Source organism: Pseudaeromonas aegiceratis (assembly GCF_046254905.1).
Lineage (GTDB): Bacteria > Pseudomonadota > Gammaproteobacteria > Enterobacterales > Aeromonadaceae > Pseudaeromonas > Pseudaeromonas aegiceratis.
The window spans coordinates 1457890-1471827 of the sequence record NZ_CP158016.1; the positions used below are offsets into that span (position 1 = coordinate 1457890).

At 63.7% G+C, this 13938-nt stretch carries 13 protein-coding genes; 5 read left to right on the forward strand and 8 right to left on the reverse strand.

Annotated elements, in window-relative coordinates:
• Positions 1–61: 61 nt before the first annotated feature.
• On the reverse strand, positions 62–970 hold the full coding sequence (gene rdgC / locus ABHF91_RS06910; protein WP_409422719.1) for a recombination-associated protein RdgC: 909 nt from the start codon (positions 968–970) through the stop codon (positions 62–64).
• Between the two features lie 164 nt (positions 971–1134).
• On the opposite strand from rdgC, the gene ABHF91_RS06915 reads away from it, so the two are divergent.
• From ABHF91_RS06915 to ABHF91_RS06930, 4 genes are all read left to right on the forward strand, one after another.
• Positions 1135–1593 (forward strand): GNAT family N-acetyltransferase, encoded by a 459-nt coding sequence (locus tag ABHF91_RS06915; RefSeq protein ID WP_409422720.1) that lies wholly within the window; start codon positions 1135–1137, stop codon positions 1591–1593.
• A gap of 103 nt (positions 1594–1696) precedes the next feature.
• A complete protein-coding gene (gene phoB, locus ABHF91_RS06920) occupies positions 1697–2386 on the forward strand; it encodes a phosphate regulon transcriptional regulator PhoB (protein WP_409422721.1) in 690 nt (229 codons plus the stop codon).
• Positions 2387–2394: 8 nt separating this feature from the next.
• Positions 2395–3699: a phosphate regulon sensor histidine kinase PhoR gene (phoR, locus tag ABHF91_RS06925; RefSeq protein WP_409422722.1), complete on the forward strand. Its 1305-nt coding sequence runs from the start codon at positions 2395–2397 to the stop codon at positions 3697–3699.
• A gap of 174 nt (positions 3700–3873) precedes the next feature.
• On the forward strand, positions 3874–4842 hold the full coding sequence (locus ABHF91_RS06930; protein ID WP_409422723.1) for a PstS family phosphate ABC transporter substrate-binding protein: 969 nt from the start codon (positions 3874–3876) through the stop codon (positions 4840–4842).
• An 80-nt stretch (positions 4843–4922) separates the two neighbouring features.
• Here ABHF91_RS06930 and ABHF91_RS06935 read toward each other — a convergent pair whose 3' ends face one another.
• The 5 genes from ABHF91_RS06935 to ABHF91_RS06955 form a co-directional block, all read right to left on the reverse strand.
• Entirely contained in the window at positions 4923–5543 is a 621-nt protein-coding gene (locus ABHF91_RS06935; protein ID WP_409422724.1) for a bifunctional 4-hydroxy-2-oxoglutarate aldolase/2-dehydro-3-deoxy-phosphogluconate aldolase, read from the reverse strand.
• Between the two features lie 168 nt (positions 5544–5711).
• Positions 5712–6446, reverse strand: a complete 735-nt coding sequence (locus tag ABHF91_RS06940) for a peptidase (protein ID WP_409422725.1) — start codon at positions 6444–6446, stop codon at positions 5712–5714.
• Between the two features lie 21 nt (positions 6447–6467).
• On the reverse strand, positions 6468–7271 hold the full coding sequence (locus ABHF91_RS06945; protein ID WP_409422726.1) for a transglutaminase domain-containing protein: 804 nt from the start codon (positions 7269–7271) through the stop codon (positions 6468–6470).
• Positions 7271–8200, reverse strand: a complete 930-nt coding sequence (locus tag ABHF91_RS06950; protein ID WP_409422727.1) for an alpha-E domain-containing protein — start codon at positions 8198–8200, stop codon at positions 7271–7273. Before ABHF91_RS06950 ends, ABHF91_RS06945 begins: the two co-directional genes overlap by 1 nt.
• Entirely contained in the window at positions 8194–9630 is a 1437-nt protein-coding gene (locus ABHF91_RS06955) for a circularly permuted type 2 ATP-grasp protein (RefSeq protein WP_409422728.1), read from the reverse strand. The genes ABHF91_RS06950 and ABHF91_RS06955 overlap by 7 nt, the downstream gene beginning before the upstream one ends.
• Before the next feature lie 212 nt (positions 9631–9842).
• Between ABHF91_RS06955 and tadA the strand changes: the two genes are divergently transcribed.
• Positions 9843–10346, forward strand: coding sequence for a tRNA adenosine(34) deaminase TadA (gene tadA, locus ABHF91_RS06960; RefSeq protein ID WP_409422729.1), 504 nt, complete (start codon positions 9843–9845; stop codon positions 10344–10346).
• Here the strand turns inward: tadA and ppx are convergent.
• Both ppx and ppk1 read right to left on the reverse strand, forming a co-directional pair.
• On the reverse strand, positions 10322–11824 hold the full coding sequence (gene ppx / locus ABHF91_RS06965) for an exopolyphosphatase (protein WP_409422730.1): 1503 nt from the start codon (positions 11822–11824) through the stop codon (positions 10322–10324). The two genes, tadA and ppx, sit on opposite strands and share 25 nt — an antisense overlap.
• On the reverse strand, positions 11814–13886 hold the full coding sequence (gene ppk1, locus ABHF91_RS06970; RefSeq protein WP_409422731.1) for a polyphosphate kinase 1: 2073 nt from the start codon (positions 13884–13886) through the stop codon (positions 11814–11816). The genes ppx and ppk1 overlap by 11 nt, the downstream gene beginning before the upstream one ends.
• Positions 13887–13938 lie beyond the last annotated feature (52 nt).

Here is a 13938-nt window from a genome sequence, read left to right on the forward strand (position 1 = left end):
GGCCAATAACAAGGCCGGCACAAAGGCCGGCCCATGAGGTTAAGCACGCGACGACCTGGCTTTACTCGGCCTTTTCACCACCCAGGGCGGCAATCAGCTCGGGGATGAAACGGCCCAATTCGCCTGTCATCAGGCTGAAGTCGGCATCCAGCCGTGCCGACTTGTCTTCGGAGACCACGTCATCGTTTTGCTCCCGCAGCTCTTCGGAGAACTTGAGGCGCTTGATGCCCAGATCATCCCCCAGCACGAAGCTCACCGTCTCGGCCCAGTTGAGGGCCAGCTTGGTGACCAGCTTGTCCGCCAGCAGGTGCACCTTGATCTCTTCCGTGGTGAGATCCTGCTGCTTGCAGCGGATGATGCCGCCGTGCTCCAGGGCGGAGCGCAGCTCGGCTTCGTCCTCCAGCACGAAGCTGCCGGGGGCGGCACCGGCGTTCAGCCATTCGGTCATGGTGATCTCGGCGGGGTCGGTCAGGGAGAGGGGCACCACCGGCAGGGAGCCGATGGCCTTGCGCAGCAGGCTCAGCACGTCGTCGGCCTTCTTGGCGGAGCCGGCATCCACCACCAGGTAGTTGTCCTGGGCATTGAGCCACAAAAAGGTCTGGCTGGTGCGGGTGAAGGCCCGGGGCAGCAGCTGCATCAACACCTCGTCCTTGAGGGACTCCTTTTCCTTCTTCTTCAGGGCGCGGCCCTGATCGGCCTCCATCTGGTCGATGCGCTCCTGCAGGGCGTCCTTGACCACGGGGCCGGGCAGCAGCTTGTCTTCGCGCTTGGCACACAGCAGCAGCTGACCCTGGGCCTCATGCACCAGCAGATCCGACTCCCGGCCGAAGGGGCTGACGAAGCCGAACTTGCTCATCTCCTGGCTGCCGCAGGGCACGAACAACAGGCTCTTGAGCAGGGGCTCCAATGCCTCGGCGGTGAGTTCGAAGGGGCGGGTGAAACGATAAATCTGCAGGTTTTTAAACCACATGACGGCCTCGGCTTTCGTTGAAATCGCGCCATTCTATCAGCTTTGTGATCCTCCCGGCATTCCGGACAGAAAAAGCGGAGCTGGCTCACAGGGGCCAGGGCAAAAACAGGCGGTCCGTTTGCGGGCAAATTTACACTTGAATGAGTTATGGGGGAGGGCCTGCCATGGTGATCCGTCCGCATCGCCAAGAGGATATGCCTGTGCTGCTGGAGATCTGGCTGCAGGCCTCGTTGCACGCCTATGACGAGTTGCCGGCCGCCCTCTGGTGGCCCCATCAGGAGGCCATGCGGGATCGCTTCATGGCCGGCAGCGAGATCTGGGTGCTGGAGCAGGCCGGCCAGATCAAGGGGTTTGCCGCCCTGCAGGCCGACGAGCTGCTGGCCCTCTATGTCCATCCGGAGTACCAGGGCAGTGGCCTGGGCGCCGCTCTGCTCTATCAACTCAAATCCTGTCATCCCTACCTGTGGCTGCGGATCTGCACCCGCAACAGCGACATCATCACCTTCTACCGGCATCACGGCTTCACCAGCTGCGGGGAGCAAAAAGACCCCCAGACCGGGCTGCAGGAACTGCTGATGGAGTGTCCGTCCAAGCCGGCGAGCCTGGCGATGGCCCTGGGCTAATGGCTGCTGAAACCTGATTGTCTTGTCGTTATCATAAAAGTGTCACAAAAAGTTCTAATAATGCGGCTGGCAAAACAAGGAAAGGCAATCCAGGGCGTATAACATGTCAAAGAAAGTACTGATCGTTGAAGATGAGGCCCCGATCCGGGAGATGCTGTGCTTCGTGCTGGAGCAGAAGGGATTCGAGCCCATGGAGGCGGAGGACTATCAACAGGGTCTGGCTGCCCTCAAGGAGCCGTTTCCGGATCTGATCCTGCTGGATTGGATGCTGCCCGGTGGCAGCGGTATCCAGTTTATCAAGCAGCTCAAGCTGGACGAGGTCACCCGTCAGATACCGGTGGTGATGCTCACCGCCCGGGGCGAGGAAGAGGACAAGGTGCGCGGGCTGGATGCCGGTGCCGATGACTACATCACCAAGCCCTTCTCCCCCAAGGAGCTGACGGCCCGCCTGAAGGCGGTGATCCGCCGCGCCGTGCCCACCAGCACAGAGGAGATCATCGAGGTGCAGGGGCTCAAGCTGGATCCGGTCTCCCACCGTGTCACCGCCAACGAGCAGGTGCTGGAGATGGGGCCCACGGAATTCCGGCTGCTGCATTTCTTTATGACCCACCCGGAGCGGGTATACAGTCGCGAGCAATTGCTAAATAATGTCTGGGGCACCAACGTCTACGTGGAAGACAGAACCGTGGACGTGCACATTCGGCGCCTGCGCAAGGCGGTGTCCGACTTCGGCCACGATGCCTTGATCCAGACGGTGCGTGGCACCGGTTACCGTTTCTCCACCCGCGTCTGAGGAACAGCATGTTTGAACCCTACTCCTGGGGACGGGTTGTCAAGAAGGCGCTGGGTTACTACCTGCCCTTCCTGGTCCTCGGGTTGCTGCTGAACCACTGGCCGCTGAGCCTGTTGGTGGCGGCGGTGCTGCACCTGATGTGGCACTACTGGCAGCAGCGTCGTCTGTTTCACTGGCTGTGGGTCGACCGCAGCCTGATCCCCCCTCAGGGCTCCGGCACCTGGGAATACATTTTCAACGGCATCTATCGTCTGCAGCAACGGCACCGCGCCCGGCGTCGGGAGCTGGCCGGGCTCATCCGGCGTTTCCGCGAGGGGGCCGAGGCCCTGCCGGACGCCGCCGTGGTGTGCCGCACCGACGGCAGCATCATCTGGTGTAACAAGCTGGCCGGCCAGCTGCTGGGCTTTCGCTGGCCCGAGGATGCCGGGCAGAACATCAGCAACCTGATCCGCACGCCCCAGTTCATCGCCTACCTGCGTAAGCTGCAGTTTGACGAGCCGCTGGAGATGAGCTCGCCCATCAACGAGCAGAAGGTGCTGGAGTTTCGCATCATGCCCTACACGGAGGATCAGACCCTGCTGGTGGTGCGGGATGTGACCCATCTCAAGAGCATGGAGGCCATGCGCAAAAACTTCGTGGCCAACGTCTCTCACGAGCTGCGTACCCCCTTGACCGTGCTGAAGGGCTACCTGGAGATGATGGAAGAGGTGCCGGATCCGGCCCACTGGGGCAAGGCCCAGAAGGTGATGCTGGAGCAGACCCTGCGCATGGACAACCTGGTGAACCAGCTGCTGGTGCTCTCCCGCATCGAGGCGGCGCCGGAGACCAACCTGCAGAAGGTGGTGGACATGCCCAAGCTGCTGCTGATGGTGGAACAGGAGTGCCGCACCGTCAGCGGCGGCAGCCATGAGCTCTCCTTCGAGCTGGATGGGCAGCTGCTGATCTACGGCGACGAGGATCAGCTGCGCAGCGCCGTCACCAACCTGGTGAACAACGCCATCAAGTACACGCCCGCAGGCAAGCAGATCCGGGTGGTCTGGTCGCGCCAAGGTGGGCAGGCCCGCTTTGCGGTCTACGATCGCGGGGAGGGCATAGCCCCCGAGCACCTCGGTCGGCTGACCGAGCGCTTCTACCGGGTGGACAGGGCCCGTTCCCGTCAGACCGGTGGCTCTGGGCTGGGGCTGGCCATCGTCAAGCACGCCTTGAGCCACCATGACAGCCAGCTGGAAATTCAGAGTCAGCTGGGGGAGGGCAGTTGTTTCAGTTTTGTCATACCCGCCCGGCTGGTGGTCAAGGCCAGCGCCAACGCGTGAGTCCCCTCATCTGAATCAAGCGCCTGATGGCGCTTGATTTTTTTATGACAGTACCCAGGTTGCCCGGCTTGCGCTGTCATACAAATGTCATCTAGTTTTAGTAAATCTTTCACGGAGACGGGTGATACTGGCCCCGTCAACAACAAGGACTTCCCCTTTAATTGGAGAAAGTGGATGAAACTCAACAAACTGGTTAGCGTCGTCGGCTTTGCCGCTGCCATCGTATCTGCCCAGGCCTTTGCCACCGTGGACAGCGCCCTGCCCGAGTACCAGAAGGTTAGCGGCATCTCAGGTAACCTCTCTTCCGTGGGTTCCGACACCCTGGCCAACATGATGACCCTGTGGGCCGAGGAATTTAAGCGCGTTTACCCGAACGTCAACATCCAGATCCAGGCTGCCGGTTCTTCCACTGCTCCGCCCGCCCTGACCGAAGGCACCGCCCAGATCGGCCCCATGAGCCGCAAGATGAAGGACGGTGAAGTCGAAGCCTTCGAGAAGCGCTACGGTTACAAGCCCACCGCCATCCCGGTGGCCGTGGATGCCCTGGCGGTGTTCGTGCACAAGGACAACCCCATCAAGGGCCTGTCCATGCAGCAACTGGACGAGATCTTCTCCTCCACATTGAAGTGCGGCAGCACCAAGGCCGCCACCAAGTGGAGCGACGTGGGTCTGGATGGCGAATGGGCCAACCGTGATATCCAGCTGTTTGGTCGTAACTCTGTGTCCGGCACCTACGGCTACTTCAAGGAGCACGCCCTGTGTAAGGGTGACTTCAAGAGCACCGTCAACGAGCAACCGGGTTCCGCCTCCGTGGTGCAGTCCGTGTCCGCCTCCCTGAACGGCATCGGCTACTCAGGCATCGGCTACAAGACCTCTGGCGTGCGTGCCCTGCCGCTGTCCAAGTCCGGCACCGACTACGTGGAAGCCACCGAAGAGAACGCGCTGAAGGGGGCCTACCCGCTGTCACGTTACCTGTACATCTACGTGAACAAGCACCCCAACAAGCCGCTGGATCCCATGGTGCTGGAGTTCGTCAAGCTGGTGCTGTCCAAGTCCGGTCAGAACATCGCCGAGAAGGATGGCTACATCCCGGTTCCGGCCAAGGTGGCCGAGCGCGATCTGCAGATCCTGGCTGGCAAGTAAGCCCACTGGCTTACTGCTAGACCAAATAAAAGCCCCCGTCTCGACGGGGGCTTTTTTATTGCTCTATGGGGTCAACCGCCTCAGAGCTGGGCGACCGCGTCGCGGATCAGCTGGCCCAAGGCTTCCCATTGCCGCGCCTCGATCAGCTGGCCCGGCACCATCCAGGTGCCGCCACAGGCCATCACGCAGGGCAGGGCCAGATAGTCGGCCAGGTTGGCGGGGGTGATGCCGCCGGTGGGCATGAAGGACACAGGGTAGACGGCGGCCAGGGCCTTGAGCATGCCGATGCCACCGGACTGCTCCGCCGGGAAGAACTTGAGCTGGGTCAGGCCCAGCTCCATGGCCTGCTCAACCAGGCTGGGGTTGTTGACGCCCGGGATGATGGGGATCGCCTTTTGCTGGCAGTAGCGCACCGTGGTGGGATTGAAGCCCGGGCTGACGATAAAGTCGGCCCCGGCCGCCACAGCGGCATCCACCTGGCTGGCGTTCAGTACGGTACCGGCGCCGATCAGCAGATCCGGGTAGGCCTCGCGCATCCGCCGGATGGCCTCGGCCGCCGCCGGGGTGCGAAAGGTGACTTCAGCGGCCGGTAGGCCGTTGTCCACCAGGGCCTTGGCCAGGGGCACCGCCAGCTCGGCATCCTGCAGGGCAATGACGGGGATCAGCTTGAGGGCTTGGATCCGCTGGATGAGATCAGACATGGGCTGCTTCCTCTTGTAACGGCCTGTGTGACAGGAGAGTTATGGCCCCGGGTTGGCGCTCGGTGGCCGCCCGGTGAGACAGCGCCACCCTGCTCGCGTCCAGAATGGCATGTCGGGTCATGTTACCATCCTGGTCAGTGCCAGTCCCTGGCGCCGTTTTTGGCTGGCTCAGTCGTTGCCCAGCCAATGGTCCGGCGGTGGCGGCAGCTGGCCGATGAGCCGGGCCAGCCCTTCGGACCAGGTCTTTCGCAGCTGGGCATAGGCGAGATCCTGCTCGCCGATGCGGCAGGGCTGGCCTTGCAGGCTGTCCTTGCGGTAGCACAGCACATCCAGCGGCAGGCCCACCGACAGGTTGCTGCGCAGGGTGGAGTCGAGCGAGATGAGGGCGCACTGCAGTGCCAGGTCCAGGGGGGAGTGGTAGGTCAGCACCCGATCCAAAATGGGTTTGCCGTACTTGCTCTCGCCTATCTGAAAATAGGGGGTGTCTTCCGAGGCCTCGATGAAGTTGCCTTCCGGGTAGATGTGAAACAGGCGCGGCGCTTCGCCCTGGATCTGCCCGCCCAGCAGCAGGTTGCAGCCGTAGTTGACCCCGCTTTGTTGCTGGCCGCCGTCCCGGGCGATCACCTCACGTACCGTGGCGCCCACCAGCTCCGCCGCCTGATAGAGACTGCCGGCATGGAGCAGGCTCAGCTCCGGCTGGGTGCAGCGCTGGCGCAGCAGGCTCACCACGCTCTGGGTGGTGGCCAGGTTGCCGGCGCTTTGCAGCACCAGCAGGCGTTCACCCGGCACCTCGAAGGTGTGCAGCTTCTTGAAGGTAGCGATGTGATCGACCCCCGCGTTGGTGCGGGAGTCGGAGGCGAACACCAGGCCCTCGGCCAGGCGCAGGGCGACGCAATAGGTCATGGAGCGGTTTCCTGTCAGACTTCACTGTTGTTGTTGCTGCTGCTCCTCCGCCAGGCGGATGGCCGCATGGGCCAGCATGGCCTCCTCGCCGCCGCCGTAGCGCACGCCGCGCACCGGGCAGGCATCCAGGTAATCGATGCCCACCGCCAGCTTCAGATGCTGGTTGGGGGTGCGGCTCAAGTTGGTGACGTCATAGGTGTGCCAACTGTCGTCATACCAGACTTCGCTCCAGGCGTGGGTGGCCACATGGCTGGTATCCGGGGTGTAAAGATAGCCGCTGACATAGCGTGCCGGCAATCCCAGGCTGCGGCAACAGGCCAGAAATACATGGGTGTGATCCTGGCAGACGCCGCTGCCGGTGGCAAAGGCGTCGGCGGCGCTGTCGCTCACCGCCGTGCTGCCCGGGGTGTAGGGCATGCGCGCCAACAGGGCGTTCATCATGGCCTCCAGGCTGAACGCCGGATCCGCCTCGGGGGCAAAGGCGGCGGCAAAGTCGCGGATGGCGGCGTCGGCTCGGGTGAGATCGCTGTGGCGCAGGTAGATGAGGGGGGAGAGCTGGGTGTCCTCGTCCTCCGTCTCCTCCAGGATCTCCACCACACCCCGGGCCAGGATGTCGATGGCCTCATGGGGCGCGTCCAGGGTCAGCACGTGCAGCACGTTGCCGAAGCTGTCGGTGGTCTGGGTGGCGCTCTCCGGCAGCTCCAGCTCCCAGGAGAGGATGCGCTGGCGGCGGCTGGGCTGCGGTGTCAGCCGCAGGTACTGGGTGCTGCGGCGCACCGTGCTCTGATATTCGTAACGGGTCTGGTGTTCTATGGTCAGGCGCATCAGGAGGCCTCCAGATAGCTATGGTGAATGCTGGCCGCGATGGCGTTGATGTCGGTGAGGAACTGATCCAGATAGGCATGCAAGCCGTCGGCGAACAGATCGGCGATGGTGCCAAAGCGCAGCTTGGCATGCTGCACCGCGGTGAGCAGGCGCGGCTCCCGGCCGGCGTTGCCCTCTATGCTGCCCAGCAGGGCCTCCACCTCTTCCACGCTGGCCCGCAGGGAGCGGGGCACCTCGGAGCGCAGGATCAGCAGTTCGGCCACCAGATCCGGGGTGGGCGCCTGCTTGTACAGCTCCTGATAGGCCTCGTAGGCCCCCACCGAGCGCAGCAGGGCATTCCAGCGGTAGAACTCCCGCACCGGATCCTCGTTCTCCTTCATCACCTGGTACTTCACATCCAGGATGCGGGCCGTGTTGTCCGCCCGTTCGATGAAGGTGCCCAGGCGGATGAAGCTCAGGGTGTCGCTGCGCAATATGGTGCCGAAGGTGGCACCCCGCACCTGGTGGGAGCGCTCCTTGACCCAGTCAAAGAAGGCCACCGCATCCTGGCTCGCGCCACCGCGCTTGCGCAGGGCCTTCATCTCCAGCCAGGTGGTGTTGAGGCTCTCCCACACCTCGCCGCTGATGCGGCCGCGCACCGCGTGGCCATTGTCCCGCGCCCCCTTGATGCAGCTGTAGATGCTGGAGGGGTTGCGCTCATCCAGCACGAAGAAGTTCAGCAGATTGCTCATGCTGATCTGGCCGTACTCCTTCAAGAAGGGATCGTGGGTGCCCGTGATGGTCAGGGGGGCGATGAGCTCGCTGTTGTCCTCGTCGATCTGGGGCATCAGGGACATGGAGTAGGTGACGTCCAGCATGCGGGCCATGTTTTCCGCCCGCTCCAGGTAGCGGGACATCCAATACAGTTCACTGGCGGTGCGACTTAGCATGGGTAGTCCTCCAGGACCCAGGTGTCCTTGGTGCCGCCGCCCTGGGAGGAGTTGACCACCAGGGAGCCCTCGGTGAGGGCCACCCGGGTCAGGCCACCAGGGATCAGGCGGGTCTCCCGGCCGGTGAGCACGAAGGGCCGCAGGTCGATGTGCCGCGGGGCCACGCCGCTGGCCACGAAGGTGGGGCAGGTGGACAGGGACAGGGTGGGTTGGGCTATGTAGTTGTGGGGTCTGGCCTTGATGCGTTCGGCGAAGGCGGCGATCTCGTCTCGGCTGGCGCAGGGGCCGATGAGCATGCCGTAGCCCCCGGCGCCGTGCACCTCCTTGACCACCAGCTCCGCCAGGTTGGCCAGCACGTGGGACAGCTCCGCCGGCCGGCGGCACTGCCAGGTGGGCACGTTGTTGAGGATGGGCTCCTCCGCCAGATAGAAGCGGATCATCTCCGGCACATAGGGGTAGATGGACTTGTCGTCCGCCACCCCGGTGCCCACGGCGTTGGCCAGCACCACGCCGCCGGCGCGGTAGACCGACAGCAGGCCGGGCACCCCCAGCATGGAGTCGGGGCGGAAGGCCAGGGGGTCCAGGTAGGCGTCGTCGATGCGCCGGTAGATGACATCCACCTGCTGTGGGCCGGCGGTGGTGCGCATGTACACGTGGCCGTCCTTGACGAAGAGATCGGCGTTTTCAACGAGCTCCACCCCCATCTGCTGGGCCAGGAAGCTGTGCTCGAAGTAGGCGCTGTTGAAGCGGCCCGGGGTCAACACCACCACGCAGGGGTTCTCCACCGGGGTGCTCTCCTTGAGGGTCTGCAGCAGCAAGGAGGGGTAGCGTTCCACCGGCGAGATGCGCTGGCTAGAGAACAGCTCGGGGTAGAGCCGCATCATCATCTTGCGGTTCTCCAGCATGTAGGAGACCCCGGAGGGGGTACGCAAATTGTCCTCCAGCACATAGTAATGACCATCCTGGTTGCGGATGAGATCCACCCCAGTGATGTGGGCATAGGTGCGTCTGTGCAGCGTGATGCCCTGCATGCAGGGCTGGTACTGATCGTTGGCCAGCACCTGCTCGGCGGGGATCACCTTTTCCTTGAGGATGCGCTGGTCGTGGTAGATGTCGTGCAAGAAGGCGTTGAGGGCCTTGACCCGCTGGCGGATGCCCTGATCCAGCATGCGCCATTCGGCGGCGGGGATGATGCGGGGCACGTTGTCGAAGGGGATGAGTCGCTCGGCACCGTCCTCCTCGCCGTAGACGTTGAAGGTGATCCCGACCCGGTGGAACAGCAGATCGGCCTCTTCGCGCTTGTGCTGTATGTACTTGTCGTCCGTCTCCCTGAGCCAGTGCCAAAAGGGGGCGTAATGGGGACGGCACTGGCCGTCGGCCAGCAGCATCTCGTCGTAAAGCGCCTCGGCGGGAGGCTGGATCCTGATCATGGGGCTCTCCTTTACCACTCAGATAGCTTGTCATCGCAAGGAGTGTGCCAGCGCCAATGGGGTCAGAATGGTCCCGCCATGGCACTTTTTGGTGCAAGCCGTGCAATTTGGGGCGCCGCTGCGCCGGTCAGCGCCAAGCTGAGGCAAGGCGGGGAGCCGGGCTGGGAATTTGCCCCACCTTTGGCATAATGGCGCCCGCAAGGGGAGAGCTTATGAAATCCGATGAAGCGTGGATGCGGCATGCCATGAGCCTGGCCGCCCGGGCGGAAGCCCTGGGAGAGGTGCCGGTAGGGGCCGTTTTGGTGTTGGGGGACGAGGTGGTGGGGGAAGGCTGGAACCAGGTGGTGACCCGTCACGACCCCTGTGCCCATGCCGAGGTGATGGCGCTGCGCCAGGCAGGCGCGCGCCTGGGCAACTATCGCCTGCTGGACACCCGGCTCTACGTTACCCTGGAGCCCTGCGTCATGTGCGCCGGGGCCCTGGTGCACGCCCGCATCGGCACCCTGATCTACGGCGCCAGCGACGCCAAGACCGGCGCCGTGGCCTCTGTGTTCCCCGTGCTGCAGGATCCCCATCACAACCACAGGGTGGAGGTGGTGGGGGGCGTGCTGGCCGAGGCCTGCAGCCAGCAGCTCAGCGACTTCTTCCGCCGCCGGCGGGCCGAGCACAAGGCCGCCAAGCTGGCGGCCCGTCAGGCAAGCGACTCGGCGTCCTGACGCAGCTTCAGCTCCCAGCCTTGCTCCTGGGCGTACTTTTGTTCCTTGGTCAGGTTCTGCATCAGCAGGCGGTTCTGCTGGCACCAGGTCGCCGGTAGGCTCAGGGTCAGCTTGTGCTCCTTGGCCTTGAGCAGCAGCGGGGGCAGGGCGCCATCCTGGCGTCTGTGGTGCAGGGCCACCGCCAGGCGCAGCAGGCGGATGCAGCGCCACAGCGCCTCGTCCTCGTGGTTCTGGATGGGGGTGAAGTCGCCGCGCTTGATGGTCTTGCGCTGAAAACGCGCCATCAGGGCCAAAAACGCCTGCTCCTGCTGGTTGAAGCCCGGCAGATCCGAGTGGGCCAGCAGGTAGGCCGAATGCTTCTGCACCGCGCTGTAGTTGATGACCAGTCCCACCTCGTGCAGCTGAGCCGCCCAGGCCAACAGCGGCCGGTAGCTCTCCACCTCCAGCGCCCAACTGTCCGCCACCTGATCAAACAGCCCCAGCACCGTCGCCTCCACCCGCGCCGCCTGATCCGGATCGATGTGGTACATCTGGGCCAGACCGCTGGCGGTGCGCTCGCGGATGTCGCTGTGCTGCTGGCGCGCCGTCAGGCTGTAGAGGCTGCCTTCGCGCAGCGCGCCGTCGGAGAAGTCCATCTGCTGGATGTGCAGGGCTTCGAATAGCGCCTGCAGTATGGCCACCCCGGCGGCGATCACCGGCCGGCGATCCTCGCTCAGCCCCGGTAGCTTGAGTTGATCCATGCGCTTCTGCGCCACCATCTGGCTGCGCAGCAGGCTGAGGCCCGCCATGTCGATCTGCGGGCCCAGCCCGGCGGCCAGCAGCAGCTCGTGTACCGCCTTGATGGTGCCGGAACTGCCCAGGCACTGCTCCCAGCCCAGCGCCCGGTAGCGGGTCATGATGGGTTCGAGCTGGTGCTGGGCCTCCAGGATGGCGGCGTCGAACTGTTCGTCGGTCAGCCGGCCGTTGCCGAAGAAGTGATTGCTGAAGGTGACGCAGCCCATCTTGCGGCTGGTGAGGGCCAGGGGGGCGAACTCTTCGCCTATGATGAGCTCTGTGCTGCCGCCGCCGATGTCGATGACCAGCAGACGCCCCTCGGTGTGCTGGGTGTGGGCCACCCCCTGATAGATGAGGCGCGCCTCTTCCAGCCCCGAGATCACCTCCACCGGGTGGCCCAGCAGGGCGCGGGCCTCGGTGAGAAACAGATCGGCGTTGCTGGCCACCCGCAGGGTGAAGGTGCCTGTGATGCGCAGGCTGGCCCGGGGGATGTCCCCCAGTCGCTCACCAAACAGCCGCAGGCAGGCCAGGCCCCGGGCCATGGCCTCCGGGCTCAGCCGACCGGTCTGCTCCAGCCCCTCGGCCAGCTGCACCCGCTCTTTGAGCCGATCGACAATCTGCAGGCGGCCATCCACCTGGCGGGCGATCACCAGGTGGAAGCTATTGGACCCCATGTCGATGGCGGCCAACCATTCACTGGACATCGGTGTGTTGCTCCTGACGTTTCAAGTAGTCGTAGATGGCGATCTGGGAGCGGATCTTACGCTTGTTGCCCCGCGGCACATAGCGGTTGCTGGCCTCGGCATCTATGTAGCGCGCCTTGGTGGTGTCGGAGAACTGGATCGTCAGCAGGGTGTGGATGCGTTGCTTCAAGGCCTCGTCGTAGACGGGGGTGCTCACCTCGATGCGGTGATCCAGGTTGCGGGTCATCCAGTCGGCGGAGCCGATGAAGTAGCGGGGGTTGCCGTTGTTGTGGAACACCAATACCCGCGGGTGCTCTAGGTAGCGGTCTATGATGCTGATGACCTCTATGTTGTCACTCAGGCCCGGCACCCCGGGCACCAGGGAGCACATGCCCCGCAAGATCATGCGGATCTTGACGCCGGCCTGGCTGGCGGCATACAGGCGGCTCACCATGCCCTTGTCCACCAGGTTGTTGATCTTGATGGTGATGGCCGCCGGCAGTCCCGCCTTGGCGTTGCTGATCTCGTTGTCGATCATGCTGTACAGGCTGCGGCGCATGTTGATGGGGGAGACCAGCAGGTGGTTGAACTTGAAGCGCCGGTAGGGGTGTTCAATGTAGTCGAACACGCCCTCCACCTCGGCGGCCAGCTCGGCGTTGCGGGTGAACAGGGCAAAGTCGGTGTAGATCTTGGCGGTCTTCTCGTTGAAGTTGCCGGTACCGATGTGGGCGTAGCGCACCGCCTCACCCTGCTCGTGGCGGGTGATGAGGCAGAGCTTGGAGTGGATCTTCAGCGTCGGCAGGCCGAACAAGACCTTGACCCCGGCCGCGGTGAGGCGCTGGGCCCAGCGGATGTTGTTCTCTTCGTCGAAGCGCGCCTGCAGCTCCACCACCACGGTCACCCGCTTGCCGTTGTTGGCGGCGTCGATCAGGGAGTCGATGACCCGGGACTGGCTGGCCACCCGGTAGATGTTGATCTTGATGCTGCTCACCGCCGGATCGAAGGAGGCCTGACGCAGCAGCTCGGTGAAGTGCTGGAACTTGTGGTAGGGGTAGTAGAGCAGTATGTCTCCCTCGCTGATGGCGTGGAAGGCGTTGCGCCGGCGGGAGAAGCGGCTGCTCACCAGGGCCGGCAGCTTGGGGTTCTCCAGGTAGGCGCGGCCCACGTTGGGGAAGCCGATGAAGTCCTTGAAGTTGTGGTAGCGGCCGCCGGGCAGCACCGAGTCGAGGCTGCTGACCCCCAGCTTGGCGCTGAGGAAGCTGGCCATCTCCCTGGGCATCTCCCGGTCGTAGGCAAAGCGCACCGGCATGGCGGTGAGGCGCTGCTTCAGGCCGTCGCTCATCTTGTCCAGCAGGCTCAGGTCCAGCTGGGAGGAGAGGTCGAACTCGGCGTCCCGGGTCATCTTGATGGAGTAGGCTGCGATCTCGTCGTATTCGAAGAAGCCGGCGAAGATGTCATCCAGGCAGACCCGGATGATGTTGTCCAGGATGATGAGCTCCTTGCGCCGCTTGCTGCCTTCCGGCGGCATGGGCACGAAGCGGGGCAGCTTGTCGGTAGGCACCTCGATGAGGGCATATTTGCTGGGCCCACCGTCCTTCTTCATCATCACCGCCAGGTAGGTGTACTGATCCTTCAAGAAGGCCACGGGATCCGCATCCTTGGTCAGCAGTATGGGGCTGATGTGGCGCAGCACCTTGTCCTGGAAGAACTTGCGCAGCCAGGCCTGGTTGTGCTCGGAGATCTGGCTTTCGTTGATGAGGAAGATGTTGTGGCGGGCCAGGGCCAGCATCAGCTCCCGGTAGGTGGCGTCAAACACCTCGCCCAGGCGCATCACCTTAGCTTTGACGGCCGCCAGCAGCTCGTTGTTGCCATTGTCTTCACCGTGCTCTGTGTCGATGAGGGCGCGGCGCTTGAGCTCCGCCACCCGCACCTTGAAGAACTCATCCTGGTTGTTGGAGAAGATGCCAAGAAAACGGACCCGCTCTATGATGGGCACGCTCTTGTCCTGGGCTTCCTGCAATACCCGCTCGTTGAAGGATAACCAGCTGAGTTCCTTTTCGATCCACTGCTTGTCGTTGCTCACGATACAACCCTACTCTGTGCTCTGGCCATGAGGTTGGCCTTGCTGTGCCCTG